Source organism: Algoriphagus sp. AGSA1 (assembly GCF_021390545.1).
Classification (GTDB): Bacteria; Bacteroidota; Bacteroidia; order Cytophagales; family Cyclobacteriaceae; genus Algoriphagus.
The window spans coordinates 1-21,223 of the sequence record NZ_JAJUWR010000017.1 but is presented as its reverse complement, the minus strand read 5'-3'; the positions used below and the strand labels follow the sequence as shown (position 1 = coordinate 21,223).

The 21,223-nt window shown below is 43.0% G+C and carries 16 protein-coding genes; 8 read left to right on the top strand and 8 right to left on the bottom strand.

The window, feature by feature from the left end:
* The first annotated feature begins 15 nt into the window (after positions 1-15).
* The 3 genes from eboE to gldB all read left to right on the top strand — a co-directional run bounded on the left by eboE (position 16) and on the right by gldB (position 3,736).
* Positions 16-1,233 carry a metabolite traffic protein EboE gene (gene eboE, locus LZF95_RS14610; RefSeq protein WP_233755835.1) on the top strand — a complete coding sequence of 406 codons (1,218 nt, stop codon included), beginning with the start codon at positions 16-18 and terminating at the stop codon, positions 1,231-1,233.
* Positions 1,230-2,606 carry an alkaline phosphatase family protein gene (locus LZF95_RS14605; protein ID WP_233755834.1) on the top strand — a complete coding sequence of 459 codons (1,377 nt, stop codon included), beginning with the start codon at positions 1,230-1,232 and terminating at the stop codon, positions 2,604-2,606. Before eboE ends, LZF95_RS14605 begins: the two co-directional genes overlap by 4 nt.
* A gap of 116 nt (positions 2,607-2,722) precedes the next feature.
* Positions 2,723-3,736: a gliding motility lipoprotein GldB gene (gene gldB / locus LZF95_RS14600; RefSeq protein ID WP_233755833.1), complete on the top strand. Its 1,014-nt coding sequence runs from the start codon at positions 2,723-2,725 to the stop codon at positions 3,734-3,736.
* 196 nt (positions 3,737-3,932) lie between these two features.
* Here the strand turns inward: gldB and LZF95_RS14595 are convergent, their stop codons facing one another.
* The 4 genes from LZF95_RS14595 to nth all read right to left on the bottom strand — a co-directional run bounded on the left by LZF95_RS14595 (position 3,933) and on the right by nth (position 9,021).
* Positions 3,933-4,889, bottom strand: a complete 957-nt coding sequence (locus tag LZF95_RS14595) for a fasciclin domain-containing protein (RefSeq protein ID WP_233755832.1) — start codon at positions 4,887-4,889, stop codon at positions 3,933-3,935.
* Between the two features lie 351 nt (positions 4,890-5,240).
* Positions 5,241-6,464, bottom strand: a complete 1,224-nt coding sequence (locus LZF95_RS14590) for a glycosyltransferase family 4 protein (protein ID WP_233755831.1) — start codon at positions 6,462-6,464, stop codon at positions 5,241-5,243.
* Positions 6,465-6,574: 110 nt separating this feature from the next.
* Positions 6,575-8,350 carry an asparagine synthase (glutamine-hydrolyzing) gene (gene asnB / locus LZF95_RS14585; RefSeq protein WP_233755830.1) on the bottom strand — a complete coding sequence of 592 codons (1,776 nt, stop codon included), beginning with the start codon at positions 8,348-8,350 and terminating at the stop codon, positions 6,575-6,577.
* On the bottom strand, positions 8,350-9,021 hold the full coding sequence (gene nth / locus LZF95_RS14580) for an endonuclease III (protein WP_233755829.1): 672 nt from the start codon (positions 9,019-9,021) through the stop codon (positions 8,350-8,352). The genes asnB and nth overlap by 1 nt, the downstream gene beginning before the upstream one ends.
* A gap of 180 nt (positions 9,022-9,201) precedes the next feature.
* On the opposite strand from nth, the gene LZF95_RS14575 reads away from it, so the two are divergent.
* The 4 genes from LZF95_RS14575 (at position 9,202) to ggt (ending at position 15,130) form a co-directional block, all read left to right on the top strand.
* Positions 9,202-10,335 (top strand): P1 family peptidase, encoded by a 1,134-nt coding sequence (locus LZF95_RS14575; protein WP_233755828.1) that lies wholly within the window; start codon positions 9,202-9,204, stop codon positions 10,333-10,335.
* Positions 10,332-12,209 (top strand): heavy metal translocating P-type ATPase, encoded by a 1,878-nt coding sequence (locus tag LZF95_RS14570; RefSeq protein WP_368670782.1) that lies wholly within the window; start codon positions 10,332-10,334, stop codon positions 12,207-12,209. The genes LZF95_RS14575 and LZF95_RS14570 overlap by 4 nt, the downstream gene beginning before the upstream one ends.
* Positions 12,210-12,530: 321 nt before the next feature.
* Complete coding sequence (locus LZF95_RS14565; protein ID WP_233755827.1) at positions 12,531-13,271, top strand: DUF2490 domain-containing protein; 741 nt, start codon at positions 12,531-12,533, stop codon at positions 13,269-13,271.
* 164 nt (positions 13,272-13,435) lie between these two features.
* Positions 13,436-15,130 (top strand): gamma-glutamyltransferase, encoded by a 1,695-nt coding sequence (ggt, locus tag LZF95_RS14560; RefSeq protein WP_233755826.1) that lies wholly within the window; start codon positions 13,436-13,438, stop codon positions 15,128-15,130.
* 108 nt (positions 15,131-15,238) lie between these two features.
* Here the strand turns inward: ggt and pgl are convergent, their stop codons facing one another.
* Together pgl and zwf are read right to left on the bottom strand one after the other, a co-directional pair.
* On the bottom strand, positions 15,239-15,961 hold the full coding sequence (pgl, locus tag LZF95_RS14555) for a 6-phosphogluconolactonase (protein ID WP_233755825.1): 723 nt from the start codon (positions 15,959-15,961) through the stop codon (positions 15,239-15,241).
* 207 nt (positions 15,962-16,168) lie between these two features.
* Entirely contained in the window at positions 16,169-17,695 is a 1,527-nt protein-coding gene (gene zwf / locus LZF95_RS14550) for a glucose-6-phosphate dehydrogenase (RefSeq protein WP_233755824.1), read from the bottom strand.
* Positions 17,696-17,891: 196 nt separating this feature from the next.
* Here zwf and gndA point away from each other — a divergent pair, with 196 nt between their 5' ends.
* Complete coding sequence (gndA, locus tag LZF95_RS14545) at positions 17,892-19,304, top strand: NADP-dependent phosphogluconate dehydrogenase (RefSeq protein ID WP_233755823.1); 1,413 nt, start codon at positions 17,892-17,894, stop codon at positions 19,302-19,304.
* A 380-nt stretch (positions 19,305-19,684) separates the two neighbouring features.
* Here gndA and LZF95_RS14540 read toward each other — a convergent pair whose 3' ends face one another.
* Complete coding sequence (locus LZF95_RS14540; protein ID WP_233755822.1) at positions 19,685-20,023, bottom strand: hypothetical protein; 339 nt, start codon at positions 20,021-20,023, stop codon at positions 19,685-19,687.
* Positions 20,014-20,991 carry a hypothetical protein gene (locus LZF95_RS14535; RefSeq protein ID WP_233755821.1) on the bottom strand — a complete coding sequence of 326 codons (978 nt, stop codon included), beginning with the start codon at positions 20,989-20,991 and terminating at the stop codon, positions 20,014-20,016. Before LZF95_RS14535 ends, LZF95_RS14540 begins: the two co-directional genes overlap by 10 nt.
* Between the last annotated feature and the right edge of the window lie 232 nt (positions 20,992-21,223).

Genomic DNA, 21,223 nt, shown 5'->3' with positions numbered 1-21,223 from the left:
TAATTCCCTTTCTTGATGGAAATCAAAGGTTTTCAACTCAGTTACTGTAGCAACATCCATCCCGGGGAAACTTGGGAGGCAACTTTTGAGAACTTAAAGAACTACATCCCTGAAGTCAAAGAAAGACTAAGGCACACCGATCCTTTCGGAATAGGCCTCCGTCTTTCTCATGAAGCCAGTTTAGTTTTGGAGCAACCAGAAAAGCTACAGGAGTTCCAAACTTGGCTTGAAGAGGAAAACGCCTATGTTTTCACGCTGAATTGCTTCCCTTATGGGGATTTTCACCGGACCACTGTCAAAGACCAGGTACATTATCCTGATTGGACTACCACAGATCGTCGGGATTATACCATCCGCTCTTTTAGAATCTTGTCAGAGCTTTTGCCAGAGGGTATGGATGGCGGGATATCCACCTCCCCCATTTCCTATAGGCGTTGGTTTGAAAATGAAAGTGACTTAAAGGCCGGTATGGAAGTTGCCACAAAGCATTTGCTGGAAGTGGTGGCAGAACTGGCAGAAATTAAAAAGAAGACCGGAAAATCCTTGCATCTGGATATAGAACCAGAACCGGATGGAATTTTGGAAAATTCTGATGAAATGCTCTGGTTATTCAGCGATTGGTTGCTTCCTATGGGTAAGCCCTGGCTTTCCGAACATCTAAGGATTTCATTGGAGGAAGCCGAAGAGCTGATAAGGGAACATGTGCAGGTATGCTATGATGTCTGCCACTTTGCGCTGGTGTATGAAAAGCCCGCTGATACTTTTGCCAAGTTTGAAGAAGCTGGCTTGAGAATCGGGAAAATCCAGATTTCTGCCGCGCTGAAAGTAATGATACCTGAGTTGCCGGAAGCCCGTGATTTGCTGAAGGTGAATCTGTTGCCTTTTGAAGAATCCACTTATCTACACCAAGTTGTGGGCAAAGGCAGTGACGGTAGGTTAAACTCCTATCCAGATTTGCCAGATGCTTTGAAAGTGCTTGATTCCACGGATGAGAAGGAATGGAGAATCCATTTCCATGTGCCGGTATTTCTCGATAATTATGGATTTCTAGCCTCCACCCAAGACCAAATTTCAATTGTTCTAAATGAAATTTTAAAAAATCCTTCTTTGACCAATCACCTGGAAGTAGAGACTTATACATGGGATGTTTTGCCTAAAGAAGCCCGCTTACCCTTGGGTGAATCCATAGCCAGAGAGCTAGACTGGGTCATCCGAAAATTTGAATCAAAATGAAGAAAACAGTAGTTTTAGATATAGTTGCGCTTTCTCCCCGGGTAATCGGAGAGCATACGCCTTTCCTAAAAAAATGGATATCAAAAGGGAAAAAGGCAGTCGTAGCTCCTGTTTTGCCTGCTGTGACTTGCTCAGCCCAATCAGTTTATCTGACTGGAAAGATGCCAAATGAAAACGGAATAGTGGGGAACGGCTGGTATTTTCAGGAGGAGTGTGAGATAAAATTCTGGCGGCAATCGAATAAATTGGTACAGTCTCCAAAGATCTGGGAGACACTGAAGAACGAAAATCCGGACTTTACCGTCGCCAATATGTTCTGGTGGTACAATATGTACTCATCGGTGGATTTTGCTGTGACTCCCAGGCCGCTGTATTTGGCGGATGGCAGGAAGGAACCCGACTGCCATAGTCAGCCAATGGAATTGAGAGACAGGCTTCAGAAGGAATTGGGTCAGTTTCCTTTATTTTCATTCTGGGGGCCAAATGCGAATATTGCTTCCAGCAAATGGATCGCTGAAGCATCCAAGAAAGTAGATGAATGGCACAATCCTACGCTGAACTTGATCTATATTCCACATTTGGATTATTCTTTACAGAAATACGGGATTGACTTTGATAAAATAGGAAAATACCTGAGGGAAGTGGATGAACTGGCGGAGGATCTGATCACCTACTTTGAAAAGCAGGGAACTCAAGTGATCCTGCTTTCTGAATATGCAATTACTACGGTGAGCAAACCGGTTCATTTGAATAGAATTTTCAGAAAACAGGGTTGGATTCAAGTTAAGGATGAGCGTGGTCTGGAGACTTTGGATGCTGGAACTTCCAAGGCTTTTGCAGTAGCTGACCATCAGGTGGCGCATGTTCATGTCAATGATCCAAGTATTTTGCCTCAGGTTAAAAAATTGCTTGAACAGACCGAAGGAGTGGAACTAGTACTTGATGAGGAGGGCAAAAAACAGCATCAAATAGATCACGAACGCTCAGGAGACCTAGTGGTCATGGCAGATAAGGAATCATGGTTCACCTATTATTTCTGGCTGGATGATGCGAAGGCACCCGATTATGCCCGCTGCGTTGACATTCATAAAAAGCCCGGTTATGATCCGGTAGAGCTCATTTTGAACCCTCAAATCAAAGTCCCGATGCTTACCGTAGGTTCCAAGGTTCTAAAGAAGAAGCTTGGTTTCAGGTATTTGATGGATGTCATACCTTTGGACGCTACCTTGGTAAAGGGTGCGCATGGACGGCTGAGTGAGGATGATCTGGATAAACCACTCTTGGTTTCTCAGGATAAAGATCTGTTGAATTCAGATAAACTACAGTCAACGGAGGTGTATGATTTGATTTTGAAGGCGGTGAGGGGAAATTGATATTTTACAAAAATCGCTCAGTCCCAGAAATTTTGAATCTGCTTTCAAATATTCAATAAAAGCATTTCGTTGGGTCAGTTAGCATTCCAATTCTTATTTTTGACAAAAATTGATTGATGCGTATTCACGTGGCACGTTATTTTATTCCTTTTCTAGTTTTACTTTTAGCTTTTTCCTGTGGAAAAAAGGATGAAAGTTGTGGACTTTCTTCTGAAATCTTGGAGCAGGATCTTACAATAGAAATTACGCGCTTGGAGCAGGATTTCTTCAAGGCCAAATCTGAACAGGATTTCAGTTATCTCTTTGAAAAGCATCCGGAATTTGCCGGGGAATACCTGCAGATGGACTTGTATCCTAATCCCGATTCTTTAGCAAAGGAGCTACTTGCTATCCACCAGGATTCTATCATGAGGACATTGTATGACTCCGTGGAAGTGGCATTTGCGGATTTTTCTGAAGTGGAAAAAGAGCTGGAAACTGCTTTTAAAGCTATCAAACATTACTTTCCGGATTTTCAGGTACCAAAGGTTTATACGTTTGTATCAGGGTTTAATTCCGATTTGGTCGTAACTGATGAACTGATAGTGATAGGGTTGGATTATTTTCTTCCTCCTAGCCATGTTTTTCAGCCAGAACTTCCAAGGTATATGGCAGAGCGGTACGATAAGCCATATATAGTGCCGATGATCGTAATGGCGATTTCTTCCCGCTATAATCTGACTAATCCTGCTGACAACACGCTTTTGGCAGAGATGATTTACTATGGCAAGGCCTATCATTTTATGAAAGCTATCATGCCCTGTACTTCCGATGAGTATATTATCGGGTATACACCTGAAGCTATTTCAGAAAGCTTTGCCAACGAGGAGTTGATTTGGGCTCATTTTGTAGAGAATGAGCTGCTGTATGAGACCAATCCTTTTGAGATCCGAAAATACACAGGGGAAGCACCATTTACAGACGCGATCAGCACTAAAGCCCCCGGACGTCTAGGGCGGTGGCTAGGATGGAATATTGTGGATGATTATCAGTTTAACCAAGATGTGCCGCTCGATGTACTGATGGCAGAACCCGACGCAGAAAAGATTTTTCGGAAGTCTGGCTATAGGCCTAGGAAGCCAAATGAATAAACGGCTGGTCTTTACAATACAATTTGTAGTCGAGTCTCGGGTCAGCTCTGCAAGCTACGGGAAATAAAACCCTTCCCGATGAATTTGAGGAAAGCTATGGGGGGGCTAAAGTCAAAGTCCCTGGTAAATCCATTATACGAAAAAAAGCGAGTCCTACCCAGACTCGCTTTTCCACTTCACTAAACCACCTCTTCTATTATTCCGGCAATAATACTTGGTCTATCACGTGAATCACTCCATTGGTCGCATGGATGTTCAGCATAGACGGTACAAGATTACTTTCATTGATCATCAGGCCAGGAAGATCTACAGTGAGGTTTTCATCTTCAAGGAGTGTAGGGAGACTAGCTTCATCTCTTAGATCCTGTGAAAATGCCCTAGTCGGCACTACATGGTATAACAGCACATCCGTAAGAAGCTCCAATTCGATGTCTTCCACTCCATTTACTCCAAGTGCATCATAAAGTGCCTCGAAAGCTGCATCAGTGGGGGCGAAAACAGTGAGATTATCGTCAAATCCTCCACTGACAGCATCTACCAAGCCAGCCCTGGACAGTGCCGAAACCAGTTGTGTGAATTCTGGGGTAGATGCCGTAGTATTTCCTACAGCAATCTCTGCAATACTCATCGTTGGAGCAGTGATCACATAATCTAAGGTATGGATTACTCCGTTACTCGCCATCTTATCTGTGGCTGTCACCTGAGTGTTTCCATTGATCCACACGCCTCCATCAGGGTCTATGCTTACGAAGAATGGATCGCCTGTCAAAGAAGTCACAGAGCCAGCACTTACATCCGCCGCCATGACCCGGTTTGAAACGACATGATAGCTTAGTATGTCTGCCAAGTCTGAATTTCCCAACAATGCTTCAGAAGTAATATTATTGTCCGCAATGAAATCCCCAAAAGCACCGTTGGTAGGAGCAAATACTGTAAAGGGACCGGTACCGCTTAGAGCTCCGTCTAAATCAGCAACATCTATTGCAGCAGAGAGAATCGAAAAATTGGAATCATCCTCCAATACATCAACAATATCGTCAGGCTCCGGTACCATGTCATCATCATCATCGTCACAAGAGGTGAAACTCACGGTGACCAAAAGAGCAAGAGACAGCGAAAGCAATCGCCATACATTTTGATTGAAACTTTTCATGTTAGTTGGTTTTCGGTTAAGTATTAAGTTGGACAATTGAAACCCGCTAACTTCAAAATAGTTTTAAAAAAATCTTGATTTAATTGAAAATAAGGCGTTTGTCTCCTGTAAATGGCATTTATTTTAGACATGAAATACCTTTGAGGGTTTTCTAGAAAGGTAAAAATTGAGTAGAATCAGAATTTATTTTCTTCTGCTTTGGGTAAAAATAGGGGATAAGGGCTAGCGTAATTTATACATTGGCGAGCATGCTAAAGCAGCGTGCTTTTACGTTTTTCTATTTCTTGAAGAATCGTATCTATCCTTTCAACTACTAGCTATTGCACTTGAAATAATAGCGTATTTTTAAAGTTAAGCTGTCAATATATCCTTTTCCCCAGAGGCGTTTTGATTGCCTTTTGTAGGGTCTAAAAGATTGATTAGCCGGGCAACTGCCAGCTCTTTATTAAAGTACTGCTCTGCCAATCGTCTGGAATTTTTACCCATCATGAGGAGTTTCTCAGGGTTATTTTCGATTTTTTCCAGATTATCAATGCACACTTTAAGAGTGGAAGGCAAACAGGTAAAACCTAATTGGTGGTTTTTTACCAAATCATATACCCACCCCTTGTGATTCACTAAAATTGCTTTTCCAGCTGCCAATGCATCGAAAAATTTATTGGGGCTATTGGTTTTCAATACGGGTAAATGCGCAAATGAAATCCATGCAAAGTCAGCTAAGCTGAGTACCTCATTTACTTTTTCCTTTGAACCAAAAGGTACAAAGTGAACATTTGAAAGCGATTTTTGCGAAGATATACGCTGGAGTAAGACTTTATGGCTTCCTTCTCCCATGATCAGAAATTGCCAGTTTTTAGCACGCTTTTGTGCGATTTCAGCAATCTCCAATAACTCTTCTACAGCATTCACTTTTCCCAAGGCACCGGTATAAGCTATTGTTAAGGAGTTTCTTAACCCGTATTTCAGAAGTAAATCCGGGCTTTTTTCCATTGGGAAAAACCTTTCCAAATCCGAAAAATTAGGAATTAAGGCAATCTGCCGCTCTGGGCATACACTACGCAAATGTTCAGCTATCCCGGGAGACAAAGCCACCAGTTTCAAAGCCTGCTGATAAATCTTCTTCTCCAAAGATATTAAGAGCCTTTTCAATAGGGGATTTTTGATGACTCCTACTTCTATAGGCGCTTGAGGCCAAAGATCCCGAACTTCAAAAATATAAGGAATGGCCAACCTTTCTTTTGCCCAAAGACCAAGTAATCCTGTGGTCAAGGGAGTAGAAGTAATGTACAATAAATTAGGCCTGGGAAGCTTTCTGATCAGCTTCTTAGCCTGTTTGACAAATGATATAAAAGCTAATGAACGCTTGATAAAACCAAAATTCTGATCGTAGGCTACCGGAACATAATGTACTCTGATTCCATCTATCCACCGCTGATCATAATTCTTTTGAGAACCCCCAGTGATCATTTCCACTTCAAATCCTGCATCCACGAGGCCTTTTGCTAAATGATAGGATCTCACCGCCCCACCCTCGCTTGGAGTTCGAAAATACTGATGGATGTAGATGATTTTCATAGGGTTATATTTGATTTTGGATGCCAATCCCATCTGGCAGGTATAGCCCGAGTGAAAGGATTTTTCCTTATGTGCGGCTTGGGCGATGCCTGCCTACGGTACATCCAATCTCACAGCTTATGCAATTTTACCCATTCTGAAAGAAGAAACAGGTTGTACAACGTTAAAAAATGATTCTTGACAGCAGTTTGGGGACTTGCACACATACTCCTCATTTCTGAAGGGAACCACTCTCCATGGGTTTTCTCGAATGCCCGAAGGGAAGAGAATATTCTTGCGGCAAATCCACTGTTTTCCGCAAACCATTCCTGTAACGGAAGACCAAAACCCATTTTTGGACGCTTGGAGATCCAGCCAAGCCCAAGTTCAGTCAGATAGCTTTTTATCCATGGCTTTCCTCTTAGCAATCCTTCATCATTTATATTTCTCCAAAGTACTTGCATAGTCTCATCCAAATACGGGGAGCGCCCCTCGATACTATGCGCCATGAGTGCATTGTCCTGGACTTTCAGTACATCCTGCACCAAATAAACCCGTCGGTCAAAATCCAGTATTTGACGATATTCGCTTAGATTTCTATTAAAGATCTGAGTGTATTTATCTGCCAGAGAGTCAGGAATGTTTTCTAATGCTGAAAAGTTCAGGAAGGTACGGTGCGGGTTTGGGACAATACCCGCAATGAATTTATGGTAGCTTCTTTCCAAAGGGATCTTATCTAAAAACCCTTTGCTCCTGAGCAAGATGGCTTTATTTTTTTGATAAAAAGCAAATGCTTTATGCCGCTGATATCCACCCCATAGTTCATCAGCTCCAGCTCCACTGATCAGCACTTTGACAGATTTTTTTGCTTCCTTTCCGATAAGCCAATTCAGAAATCCTGCCGAATCGCCAATAGGTTGATCTATTGATTTCACATAGTCATCCCAGTTTTCCCAAAAGATTTTCTGGTTGACTTCGATCTTGTGATTTCTGGTAGGGAATTGAAGGGAGAATCGCTCAGCGGCATCTCCATCTGCATATCTCTTTCTATACTTTTGCGCTACTTGTACGGTATAGGAAGGCAAGGCTTTTCCAGTTTCCTTATACCAGAATGCGTATAGCAAAGAGCTGTCTGCACCGCCACTAAGCAGCATTCCTACTGGCACATCTGCACAAAACTGCCTTATGACAGCGTTTTGGAGAGTTTTTTTAAACGTTTGGTAGGAGGGTTTTTCGGGTAGATTGCGCTGATGTGGGATGGTTTTCCACTGTAAGGAAATAGGGTTATAGAGTTTGCTGAAGTCTCCGGGTTTCAATTCATGTACTTTCTTAAAGAAAGTCTTACCCGGTATTGGAGTTCTTAAGTAGAAATAGGGCTCAAGTTGTTTGGGGTTAAAGTCCGATTTTTTGAATGATTGTATGCTCCTGCATTCTGAAGAAATAAGAAGTGTTTCGTTTCCCTGAGCAAAATAGAGCGGCTTTTCTCCATTTTTGTCCCTGGCTATTAGCAAGCTTTTATCTGCCAGATCCGCATAGATCAAAGTGAACATGCCTTGCATCTTTTCCAATCCCGGCGGGCCAAATATCCTGAGAAGATGTAACACGACTTCAGTGTCGGATTGGGTACTGAAAGCAATGCCTATGGCGATGAGCAGCTGGCGCAATTCCGGATGGTTGTAAAGCTCCCCATTCCAGACCAACAGGGAACTGGTATCTGATGACCAAAAAGGTTGATCGGATTCTGGTTTTGTATCTATTATCCTTAATCTGCTTACTCCTATCCACAGCCCTGGCCAGGGACTACAGCTAGCCCTATGATCTGGGCCGCGGTGCTGGCTTTTTTCCAGCATTTCATTTATGGCATGTTCATTGGCTCCTTTTCCCCAGATCAGATGAATTCCGCACATTAATTTTCCGTTTCTACCTTGGTGATTTTTCCTTGATTTTTTTCAAAGTATCTGCATAAGTGCGTCAGGGTACATTCCTCGCACTTTGGCCTACGTGCCAGACATACATAGCGTCCATGCAAAATCAACCAATGATGTGCGATATGTACATATTCTTTGGGGATGTGCCGGATAAGTTGCTTTTCTACTTCCAGAGGAGTCTTGGCGGTTTGGGATACCAGGCCAAGTCTTTTGGACACACGGAAGACATGGGTGTCCACTGCCATATTGGGTTGGTTCCAGACCACTGAAGTGATCACATTGGCCGTTTTCCTACCCACGCCGGGAAGTTTGATAAGTTCTGGAACGGTAGCGGGGACTTCTCCATTAAATTCTTCAATGAGCATTTTGCCAAGCCCAAGGAGGTGTTTTGTCTTATTGTTGGGATAGGAAACAGTCTTGATATAGGGAAAAAGCTCATCGAAATCCGAAGCGGCCAAAAACTCTGGACCGGGGAATTTATCGAAAAGTGCCGGTGTCACCAGGTTGATTCGCTTATCGGTACACTGTGCGGAAAGTACCACTGCCACCAGTAGCTGAAAGGGGTTTTCATAGTGGAGTTCCGTTTCAGCTATGGGCATATTCTCCCTGAAATGATCGATGATGGCTTTATACCTTTCTTTTTTTAGCATGTTGTAATTTCATATTGTGCCTCTGCGAATTTAAGAGAAGTGCTTCGCAATCCCATTTTTACCTTGATATAGGTATGATTTTATATGGAATAGCTGAAAAATAGGTGCTTTTTGATGGATTGTGAGAGAGAGTAATTTTTCCTTGAGTACATATAGATTAAATTCGGGAAATCACCGGATATGAAAAATCTAAGTTTACTCGCACTCCTCTTTCTTTTCCCGATTATATATTCATTTGCGCAAAATAGGCCCAGGGAAAGAGGGATGATTTTTGGAGTGCTTCCTTCAGGAGAAAACAATTCCATTACCGATGTGGCCGGGGTGAAGGTGGGACATTTTACTAAAAACGAAGGAGATAACATACGTACAGGTGTAACGGCGATTTTGCCACATGGAGGTAATGTTTTTCAAGAGAAAGTACCTGCTGCAATATATGCCGGAAATGGCTTTGGGAAGTTGGCAGGATCGACCCAAGTAATGGAATTGGGGAATATAGAATCACCTATTGTTCTTACAAATACATTAAGCGTGGCTGCTGGAATAGAAGGGGTGGTCCGCTATACACTGGCTCAGCCTGGAAATGAAAAAGTACAATCGGTCAACGCAGTCGTAGGTGAGACCAATGACGGGTACCTCAATGATATCCGTGGCATGCATATCTCTCCGCGGGAAGTGATTCAGGCTATAGAAGCTGCTGAAGGCGGTACCGTAGCAGAGGGAAATGTAGGTGCAGGTACCGGTACGGTTTGTTTCGGTTGGAAAGGAGGAATAGGAACTTCATCACGTAAGCTTCCTGAGAGTTTGGGTGGATACACTGTTGGAGTTCTTGTGCAGACCAATTTCGGAGGGAATCTGCAGATCGACGGAGTGGCCGTGGGTGAAAAAATGGGCAGGTATCCCTTTCGGGATGCGATGGAAAAGTCAGATGGAAGTTGCATGATCGTAGTGGCTACGGATGCGCCGGTGATGGAGAGAAATCTGGAGCGGATGGCAAAGCGGGCGATGATGGGGCTGGCAAAGACAGGGGGGATAGCGTCCAATGGATCCGGGGATTATGTGATCGCGTTCAGTACTGCAGAAGGTCTGCGGATTTCCTATGAAGCAAAGTCTGGATCACTGGATAATGCCGAATTTATTCGGAATGACGATATGAGTTCCCTTTTCATGGCTGTAATCGAGGCAACTGAGGAGGCAATAATCAACTCATTGTTTGCAGCAGAAAGTATGGAGGGGAAAGATGGACATTACGTGGAGAAGTTGCCACTAGAACAGGTTATGAACCTAATGGAAGAAACTAGACCAAAAGCTAAGTGAAATCAGAGGATAATAAATTGCGTTTTTTTGCGCCCGCCATCGTTTCATTTGTGATGCTGATGGCAGGTTTAGGATTTGATCATGTGTTTCCGCAGGAATGGTTTCAGGGTTGGATCAGGGTTATCTGGTATGCCATTGCTTATTTACCGGTAGGATTACCCGTCTTGAAGGCTGCTTGGGGCAGTATTTTAAAAGGGGGTGTATTCTCTGAATTCTTCTTAATGGGAATAGCCACAATTGGGGCATTTGCGATCGGAGAATATCCGGAAGGAGTAGCTGTCATGCTTTTTTACTCCATAGGGGAGATTTTCCAGGGAATGGCCGTGCGACGTGCAAAAACCAATATCAAAACTCTACTTGACCAACGACCCGATGTGGTGACGGTAGTTGAAGGTAATCTTACAAAAGATATTCAGGCATCAGCTGCGAAAATCGGGGATGTGCTTCAGCTGAAGCCAGGAGAGAAGCTGGGGCTAGACGGGGAGTTACTATCTGAAAAATCCTCCTTCAACACCTCGGCTCTTACCGGGGAAAGCAAGCCAGCAACCAAAGAGAAAGGAAGCCAAGTCTTGGCAGGAATGGTGAATCTGAATAAGGTAGCTCTAGTCAAAGTGACTGCTGCCTTTCAGGACAGTAAATTATCCAGAATACTGGAGCTGGTGCAAAATGCTACAGCACAAAAGGCACCTACAGAATTATTTATCCGAAAATTCGCTAAGATCTATACTCCGATAGTAGTCTATTTGGCCATAGGGATATGTTTTATTCCCTTTCTTTTTGCAGATAATTATGATTTCAGTGATTGGCTATATAGAGCATTGATCTTCTTAGTAGTTTCCTGCCCATGCGGACTTGTGATTAGCATTCCATTGGGGTATTTTGGGGGAATTGGAGCTGCCGGCAAAAACGGGATTTTGTTTAAAGGAAGCAACTTCCTGGACAGTTTGGCGGCGATCGACGAGGTGGTCATGGACAAAACCGGCACCTTGACCGAGGGTGTGTTTAAGGTACAAGAAGTGCATGTTAAGCCTAAATATGAAGACGGCAAGCTCCTACATTTTGTCAATGCGCTGGAAAGTAAAAGCACGCATCCAATAGCCACTGCGATCAAAGCGTACGTAGGAGAGCTGGATCCTGAGGTGATTTTGGAACAGGTGGAGGAAATACCCGGTCAAGGCTTGAGAGCAACTGCGGAGGGTAAGGAATTACTTGTGGGCAACTTCAAGCTGATGGATAAGTATGCAGTTTCCCACGATATTGATGCCAGCAGCATTGTTTACACCACGGTAGCATTTGCGTATGACGGAGAGTTTGTAGGATATTTGACTATCGCGGATAAGGTCAAGGCAGATGCCCAGAAGGCCATAGCGCAATTGAAATCAATGAATGTCGGCGTCACCATGCTGAGCGGAGATAAAAGCAGTGTAGTCAAGGCTGTTGCTGAAAAGTTAGGTATAGCCAACTTTTTTGGAGACTTATTGCCAGAAGATAAAGTAGAAAAATTCAAACAAATAAAGGCTGTAAAGGGAAAGGTGGCTTTTATAGGAGATGGAGTAAATGACGCTCCAGTGGTAGCTATTTCGGATGTGGGAATTGCCATGGGTGGCTTGGGAAGCGATGCTACCATTGAGACTGCCGATGTGGTGATCCAGGATGACAACCCGGACAAAATTCCTGTTGCAATACTTATAGGGAAAAAGACTAAGCAGATCGTTTGGCAAAACATTGGATTCGCGTTTGGTATCAAAGTGCTGGTACTGATACTTGGTGCCCTGGGTTTGGCCACGATGTGGTCAGCGGTATTTGCAGATGTGGGAGTGGCTTTGTTGGCAATTTTGAATGCGATTCGGATTCAGAAGATGCGATTTGGGTAAAATTCTCCCCTCTTGGATTGCTTGCCTTATTTCAAACCTTTCTAATAAATGGCGGCTAGCTTGGATCTTATTTTTAAACTAAAGTGGCTTCCCATAACTTTTTCATATCCTTACAATTGATTTTTCAAGGTCAGATAGCCGATTCTTCACTTGCATCAGTACCTCTGGAAGCCTTGTTTTCATCTTTGGAGAATCAATAAAGCATAAAGAGGTCTTTGGCGTAGGAATGATTTTGGTGACCGTAAGGCACATCCCTTTACCTCATTAGGATTCCGCTAATCAATTTCAGTAATCCTTGGTAAACCATCATTAATCTATTTCATGTATTTTAGAGCATCCATTTTACTGTTATTTTTTCTTTCTTTTCCAAAGCCATCAATCGCCCAGACAGAGGTTGATTACCAGCACCTCGTATGGTATGGATTATTTTTCACTGTGCCAGTAGCAAGAGATTGGACAGTATTTTCTCAAATCCAGGAAAGACATTTTATCAGTCCTTTTGCACAGCATCAGCTTTCTGTGAAATCGCGTATCCAAAAAAAAATTGGAAATGGATGGTCAGCATCTACAGGAATCGGATATTTGCTTCAAAGCCCTGATAATCCGAGGTCAGGATCAAATTCTGTCGAACGTGAATTTAGGATAGATGTAGAAGGGGGCTATGAAAAGAATTTTGAAAAATTAACGCTAGATCAAAGACTTAGAGTGGAAACAAGACTCTTCCCTAAAGAAATCCAGGAAGAGCCAGTTCTAGATGAAGTGGATTATTTTAATAGTTTTAGATTTCGTTACAGGGTTTTGACTTATTATCTGATCTGGCAAATCAGTGCAGACCAGGAGATGAAGGTTCTAGCAGGAGATGAAGTTATGTTTCAAGCCGGAAAAACCCCAAATTATTCATTTGACCAAAACCGACTGATGCTAGGTGTTGATCTTAAAATGTCAGCCAAATTAAAGTTGGAATTAACCTATCAAAAATGGGTGGATAAGCGCCAAAGCGGTAATTACTACAACAGGAACGTAGTAAGACTGACAGCAAATTATCAGCTGCTTGAAAGGTAGTATGATGAATGGCGAATTGACCATCTTTGGATAGCGTAGTCCTTTTATTTTCAACCCTATTTTTCAGATGCTCAGCGGAAAAAACCTTTGATGTAATTTCTTTTACTTTCGGTGAGTATTTGGGAAAAGAGAAATATCTTCCAGATTAATTTCATCTTCAAACTATGAAAAACTCTGTATTCAGATCTTACCCGTTATTCTTGCTTGCTTTAATTTTAATACAATTCCAAGGGTTTTGCCAGACTTTTGCTGAGAATGGGATGGTCGTGTCAGATCATGTGATCGCATCTCAGGTAGGTGTGGATATTCTCAAAAAGGGCGGGAATGCCATAGATGCCACGATAGCTACGGCATTTGCACTTGAAGTAACCCATCCTGAGGCAGGGAATATCGGTGGAGGGGGATTTATTGTGTTTATGAATGCAGAAGGAAAAGTGACGACGTTTGATTTCCGGGAAAAAGCTCCTCTGGCGGCCAGTCCTACGATGTTTTTGGATGAGAATGGGGAGATAAAGGACAATTCAAATCATAAAGGATTATTGGCTGTGGGTGTACCCGGCACTGTGGCAGGTCTTTACCAAGCCCATCAAAAGTATGGGAGATTGCCTTGGTCTGATTTGGTAAAACCTTCAGTGGAATTGGCAAAAAAAGGTTTTACAATGACCTGGGGCTTGTATCACGCTGCTGTGAGAATGACAGACCGGGATCCATCGGAGGATATTATGAGGAATTACTTCAAGGGAAAGGACGGGGAAATAGTAAAACCTGGACAGACTTGGAAGCAACCCGCTCTCGCTAAAACCTTGAAGCAGATCCAAAAACATGGACGGGATGGATTTTATAAAGGTTGGGTCGCTCAGGAGATTGAGGACTACATGAAGGCAAATGGAGGGATCATCACCAAGGAAGATCTGGAAAAATACGAAGCCGTGGAGCGAGAGCCTCTTAAAGGCTCCTTCAATGGCTATGATATCTATTCCATGCCTCCTCCTAGTTCGGGTGGGGTGGCTTTGATAGAGATGATGAACCTCATGGAAGAGGCAGGTATCTCTCAAGTAGAATTCAATTCTACAGCTTATGTTCATTTGGTTGCTGAGGCGATGCGCCGGGCTTTTGCTGACCGGGCAGAGTTTTTAGGAGATCCGGATTTCAACGAAGATATGCCCTTGGAGCGGTTGCTTTCAAAAGATTTTGCAAAAAAGCGCTTTGAAAACATAGATATGAACAAGGCATCGGTGTCTGATCCAGCTCAATTTGGCCATCCTTATGGAGGAGATAATACCACGCATTTCTCCGTAGTGGACAAAGAGGGCAATGCAGTTTCGATGACTTATACGCTGGAAAATTCCTATGGCGTGAAAATGGGCTCGGATAAACTCGGGTTTATTTTCAACAACGAGATGGGGGATTTCAACCCTGTGCCTGGAGTGACCACAACTACTGGACAGATTGGATCGGATCCCAATCTGGTGGCGCCGGAAAAACGCATGCTTTCCAGCATGACCCCAACTATAGTAGCAAAGAATGGTAAGCCTTATCTAGTGATCGGAAGTCCTGGAGGCAGGACTATTATCAATACCGTATTTCAGACTGTTCTGAATGTCCTGGCTTATGATATGCGTATTGACCGTGCTATAGAGGCGATGAAAATCCATCATCAATGGCTTCCGGACTACATTCTGTACGAGCGTAATTTGCTTTCTCCCGATACCCGTGAAGCTTTAGAGAAAATGGGCCATACCCTTCGGCCTACAAACAATATTGGAGTGCTGATGGGGATTACCTACGATGCCCAGCTCAAACTCTACACTGGAGCGGCGGATTCATCCAGTGAAGATGGTGGAGCCAGGGGCTACTGAGCCCAACCACAGGCAAAAAGAGAGAGGAGTTTGATGAAGGTAAAATTTCCTTTATCAAACTCCTGTTGTTTTATAAAACTATAAGGTTGTGCCTGAGTGTATTTCTGATCAACTGACCGGATCAATATCCCGAGCTGCATCCCGGTCTAAAAACCAGCTCAATTCTCCCTGGCTCGGCTGAACAAGACTTGCAGGATAGCTGGCAAAATCGTGCTCCTTTTTCAGGATTTCACGTACTTTTTCAGCTTTGTTTGCTCCAGTGACTAAAAATGCCACAGCCTTGGCATTGTTGACGATCTTTCCTGTGATGGTCACTCTCTTTTGGCCAGAATCAGGATGAGTAGCGACCACACAGTTTTCCTCAGCGTCCCAGAGTGAGATAGAATCAGGAAAAATAGATACCGTATGACCATCGTCCCCCATACCCAGCATCACCAAATCGAATTGGGGCGTATCATTTTCCTTGGGCAACTCAGTATCCAATACCTGGCTGTAACGTTCCGCCTCTCCTTCGGGATCATTTTCACCCAGCACTCTGAAAATATTAAAAGATGGAATCTCAATCTTCGACAGCAAATGATCAACAGTCATCTTATAGTTGCTTTCATCATCTGTAGGCGGCACACAGCGTTCATCTCCCCAATAGAATTTGATTCTAGACCAGTCGATTTCATTCCCAAAATTACCTGCCAGATAATCAAAGACAATTTTTGGTGTGCTGCCACCCGAAAGTGCTACGTGGATAGTTTGTTCGCCAGAAGCCAGTTCTCTGAAGTATTCAGAAAACTCCTTAGCAACCTGTTCTTTTGTGTTGTATATTTTTAGTACCATATACTTCGTCAAATTATCTAACTATTATTATGGATAAGACTTCCGGATTTGAGTTGAATTGGTATTCAGCTCTTAGGCTAGTTTATCATGATTTCCTGGCCATCGCCTATGGCTATGTTATCTGAAATTTTTTCTGACCTTTTTAGCGAAAGGATGCATATAAACTGTGCTCTCTGCGTTATCCTCTGTGACCTCCGTGGTTGATTTTTATAGAATACAGAAACCAGTTTCGTCAGTCAGTCGGTTGCCCGGATTTCTCCAGCCAAAGTGCCCTTCTATCATATCGTCAGAATTTCTAGGTCCCCAAGTTCCGGCAGCGTAGCCATACGTGGGGACATCTTCATTTTCCCAATACTTCAAAATCGGATCCACAAATTTCCAGGCAGCTTCGACTTCGTCTGCCCTTGCATAAAGAGTGGCATCCCCCTGCATGGCATCCAACAGTAAGCGTTCGTATGCATCCATTATTTCAGCAGAATCCAAGTCTGAATAGTAAAATTCCATATTCGCCTGCTCCACCTGAAATCCCAGCCCGGGTACTTTCACTCCAAATTTCATCAATATCCCTTCGTCAGGTTGTACTCTGATGATCAGTTTGTTGTCCTTTTTATAGACATCCTGGCTTTTGAATACCTCATGGGCTGGCGACTTAAAGTGAATTACTACCTCTGTGACTTTAGTGGGCATGTACTTGGCAGTACGCACATAAAAAGGCACATCCTTCCATCTCCAGTTATCCACAAAAAATTTCACCGCGGCAAAGGTTTCTGTTTTGGAATCCGGATCTACACCCTCTTCTTGTCTATACCCTTTTACTTTTTTACCATCTATGGTTGAGGCGACATATTGGCCTTTCATAGTATGTGTAGCGAGCTCCTCATCAGTTTTCATAATGCGTAATGATTTCAGAGCTTTTACTTTTTCATCTCTGATTTCTTCCGCACTGGAATTGATCGGAGGCTCCATTACTATCAGGGAGACTACCTGTAGAAGGTGGCTTTGGAACATGTCCCGGAGAGCTCCTGATCTGTCATAATATCCTCCGCGTTTCTCCACGCCTACGGTCTCAGCATTGGTGATCTCCACATGATGTATGTATCGGCGGTTCCAGGTGGGCTCGAAAATCGAATTGGAAAAACGTGTCACCAACAGGTTTTGAACGGTTTCTTTTCCCAAGTAGTGATCAATTCTATAAACCTGGGGTTCATTGAAGTATTTGTGCAATCCTTCGTTCAACTCCCTAGCGGTCTCCAGACTATAGCCAAATGGTTTTTCGACAATTATGCGTTTCCATCCATTTTCCTCTGTGGTGAGGCCTGCCTCGAAGAGGTTTTTGGCTATGATCTCATAGAGGCTTGGAGGAGTGGACAGGTAAAAGATGAAGTTTTCATCACAGCCTTTCTCATCATTCAGTTGCCTGATTCGCCTGGCCAATCCGCCGTAGTTGCTATCGTAATTATCGCCCAGGTCCTCGTAGAAGATCTTTTCAGCAAATGTGGTTATGTAATCAATTTCCTCCTTTCTGATTTTATCCTTTAAGAATTCACTTTCTTGGATGATTTTCAGCCGGAATTCTTCATCACTCATCGAACTTCTGCTGGCACCCAAAACCACAAAGTTTTCAGGAAGATGATTCCCTTTATACAGGTTATACAGTGCAGGGACCAATTTTCTCGCAGTCAGATCACCCGATGCACCAAAAATGATCAGCATCTGGTTTTGTGTTTTTTTCATCAGTACAGGCGTATTTTTATGGTTTTTGTATTAAAACACCACTTTGGGTGATCACAAATTTATCAATCTTACTAGAATGCCAACCTTCAATCCTTTAATTTTGGAGGCAATAGACACAAAAATAACCCATATTTATTTCTAAACTTGCAAGTACCTAAGCGTAGAAGAGAATTTGAAAAACAACAATAAAAAAAATATGGAGTACAAAAATTATGATTTTGGATTAGTCGGCCTTGGGGTAATGGGGCGGAATTTTATTTTGAATGTAGCCGACAATAATTTTAAGGCTTTTGGCTACGATCTGGATCCTGAGAAGGTGGACGCACTGAAGGAAGAAGGAGGAGACTTGGGAAAAGTCAGCGCATCCACGGATATTAAGACTTTCGTTCAGGCCTTGGCTGCTCCGAGAAAAATCATGCTTCTTGTGCCTGCTGGTAAAATTGTCGATCAGGCGATTGAAAGTCTATTGCCTTTGTTGGATCAAGGTGATATCATTATAGATGGGGGAAATTCATTTTTTACCGATACAGATCGCCGGGAGGCATATCTGAAAGAAAAGGGGATCCACTTTTTTGGTTCCGGTGTATCAGGAGGTGCAGAAGGTGCCAGAAAAGGACCTAGCATTATGCCTGGGGGGGATAAGGAGGCCTATGCCCATGTGAAGCCAATTTTCGAAGCGGTATCTGCAAAGTACAAGGGCGAACCTTGTGTTGCCTACTTGGGGCCAAAATCTGCAGGTAACTACGTGAAGATGGTCCACAATGGCATAGAATACGCCATGATGCAGCTTACTTCTGAGATTTATGATTTGATGAAAAAGTCCTGTGACCTCAGCAATGAAGAACTTCATGGAGTATATGACACTTGGAACAAAGGCCGCTTGCAGTCGTTTCTGGTGGAGATCACCGCCGAGATTTTCACCCAAAAAGATGAGTTGACTTCTGCCGATCTGGTGGATATGATCCTGGATAAGGCCAAACAAAAAGGAACTGGAAAATGGACTTCCCAAAATGCGATGGATTTAGGAATTCCCGTCCCTACCATCGACATGGCAGTAAGCATGCGTGAGATTTCTGCCCTGAAAGATGAGCGTGTCTTGGCCGATGGACTGTATTCCAGACCGGAAGTAGCTCCTATTGCCAAAGATGAACTGATCGCCCAGGCAGAGCAGGCTTTATACTTCTCTTTCATTATCGCCTATGCCCAGGGCTTGCATCAGCTGATGTATGCTTCCAAAGATTACGGTTATGAGCTGGATATGTCCACTATCGCCAAAATCTGGAGAGCTGGCTGTATCATTCGGGCAGGGTTATTGGCAGATATTGCCGAGGCCTATTCTGCGGACAATTCCATTCCTAATCTGTTGCTTTCCCCTTCTTTTGTGCCAAAAGTTCAGGGCACCTTGCAGGCAGTACGTGAGGTAGTGGCATTTGCTGCCAAAAGCGGGATTCCGGTTCCGGGACTCTCCAGTGCGTTGAGTTACTTTGATGCTTATACTTCAAGCAAGCTTCCGCTCAATCTGATCCAGGCACAGCGTGATCACTTCGGCTCACATACCTATGAGCGAACTGACCGTGAGGGGATTTTCCATACGGAATGGGGGAAATAATACTAGTATTCAGTCCCAGTTTTCAGCAATCATAAGTGCAAAAGCCTGTCGGTAAGCTGATGGGCTTTTGTTTTATGGATGTGCGAGTCTAGCTTTTGGAGGAGAAGGATAACTGGTAGAAAGAAAAAATAAATCATTTGTGCCCTGCTCCCTTAAATTTACACCAAACGTTCCTACGGAACGACACCAGCCATTGACACTCCAAGACTACCAACCAGTCGTTCCCATGGAACGAAAATCAGAAAGAAACACTAAAGCTCATCTTCTCAAAAAGAAGTTTAGTATTTGCCATCTACACTTTCTTGCTAACACCTCAGTGTACTTGGTGACTAGAATAAAGAACCTCTAGTCTCCTAGTAGGTAATAAGTCGTTATGGTAATCAATGGTAGAAAGTCACGCAAAGCTCCAATTTACCTACTGCCCCATTGGGATTGCTTATTTTGTAGAGATATATCGGGCGGTAATAGTCAAAAGGCTCTGTTACCGTGTCAATTTTCCCCGCAGGAAGCTGGAACTGATCCAAGGTAATGTCTTTATCTATTGTGCCTTTTATATGTAAGGAAACTGCAGATACCCCTTGATTTTTAAAATTGCTGGCTATAGAATCAAGAAGTTCATCATCTGATATAACTATTGATTGGCATGCAGGTTTGAAGAATATGCCACAGGATGATAGTGCAAATACTAATATTATGACTGATAGCTTATTTATTGACATGATGAGGAATTTATGGTATCAGAATTTGATGTGGCTAGTCCATTTGAATCTAAATGACTAATGATTTTCAGTTCTCCATTATGCAGGGACTGAAGTACGTAGTCCGCAAGCAAGTTGTCACTTGCGTTCGGGTTATTTAACGCTATTGTTCTCCCGACATCATTATTATAATAATCCATAGCTGTCTCTAAGTTTGCGGTTGGTCTCTGGCATTCGTGTGCAGTCCCAAACAGCGCTGCACTGGCTATTCCAATACGCTTGGTATTTAACGCATTCCAGTAGGCATGTCTGAATGCGTCAGAACAGTCATTGCGACCGTTAATACCAAATATTGATCTAGTCTTATTTTCTGCTGATTCTTTGTTTAGAAATACATTAATGGCATCCGGCCAATAACTTGGGTCTGACCTAATTAATTTCTTTTCACAATTTTTTAAAGTAACCCCAAATCTAGAGGTAATGAAATCGATGATATCTTCAGCAGTCATCTCATCCTCTTCGCAGCTGATCGGTACATCAAATAGATTTCCTTCGGGAAATTCACAAGGTTCTTCTTCATTTGGATCTCCCCCACCTGGATTTCCACCAATGGGATGTCCGTCTCCTTCCATGCTTGGAGGGGCAGCATAGTATGTACAATGTGTATAAGAAGTTTGATCGATTAGTGTGGGTTGGCCGCAGTAGTCTCCAGAGCATGCTACGCTATACCAATTGGTGACAATTTGATAGCAATAAACATCTGAAATCCTGGCTGAGCTTTTTGCATTGACTTTCTTTTCTGGCTTTATTCTAGTTACTTTTTTTCCATCTTTGATTCCCCAGCCTCCGATCAATTTTTCATTCCATGTATAAAACTCATAGGATCCCGTGAAATCGCTTGGGATGTTTTGATAACCCCCTTGATAGAAGTCTTCTGTATCGAATTGGACATTTGAATCCTTCGGAATCACTTTTAAAATGTAGGGCACATACGTACCATTTGCTTTTGAATATAAGATAAGGGTGTGCAGAATAGATTGACTAGTTGGCGAATTGTCTGCAAGGTGATCAGGAATTAAAATACGGTCATAGTCTGAGACTGTAATCTAAACTCTGTCTAAAACTTTGAATTTTAGTTAAAGTTTATAAGATAGAGCAGTATGAAAGAACAAGAATCAGCATTCAAGAAAAAAGTATTAGAGCAGTTTTTATCAGGGGAGA

Coding starts and splice junctions, on each gene's coding strand:
- eboE (WP_233755835.1), top strand. CDS start 16: ATGGAAATCAAAGGTTTTCAACTCAGTTACTGTAGCAACATCCATCCC.
- LZF95_RS14605 (WP_233755834.1), top strand. CDS start 1,230: ATGAAGAAAACAGTAGTTTTAGATATAGTTGCGCTTTCTCCCCGGGTA.
- gldB (WP_233755833.1), top strand. CDS start 2,723: ATGCGTATTCACGTGGCACGTTATTTTATTCCTTTTCTAGTTTTACTT.
- LZF95_RS14595 (WP_233755832.1), bottom strand. CDS start 4,889: ATGAAAAGTTTCAATCAAAATGTATGGCGATTGCTTTCGCTGTCTCTT.
- LZF95_RS14590 (WP_233755831.1), bottom strand. CDS start 6,464: ATGAAAATCATCTACATCCATCAGTATTTTCGAACTCCAAGCGAGGGT.
- asnB (WP_233755830.1), bottom strand. CDS start 8,350: ATGTGCGGAATTCATCTGATCTGGGGAAAAGGAGCCAATGAACATGCC.
- nth (WP_233755829.1), bottom strand. CDS start 9,021: ATGCTAAAAAAAGAAAGGTATAAAGCCATCATCGATCATTTCAGGGAG.
- LZF95_RS14575 (WP_233755828.1), top strand. CDS start 9,202: ATGAAAAATCTAAGTTTACTCGCACTCCTCTTTCTTTTCCCGATTATA.
- LZF95_RS14565 (WP_233755827.1), top strand. CDS start 12,531: ATGTATTTTAGAGCATCCATTTTACTGTTATTTTTTCTTTCTTTTCCA.
- ggt (WP_233755826.1), top strand. CDS start 13,436: ATGAAAAACTCTGTATTCAGATCTTACCCGTTATTCTTGCTTGCTTTA.
- pgl (WP_233755825.1), bottom strand. CDS start 15,961: ATGGTACTAAAAATATACAACACAAAAGAACAGGTTGCTAAGGAGTTT.
- zwf (WP_233755824.1), bottom strand. CDS start 17,695: ATGAAAAAAACACAAAACCAGATGCTGATCATTTTTGGTGCATCGGGT.
- gndA (WP_233755823.1), top strand. CDS start 17,892: ATGGAGTACAAAAATTATGATTTTGGATTAGTCGGCCTTGGGGTAATG.
- LZF95_RS14540 (WP_233755822.1), bottom strand. CDS start 20,023: ATGTCAATAAATAAGCTATCAGTCATAATATTAGTATTTGCACTATCA.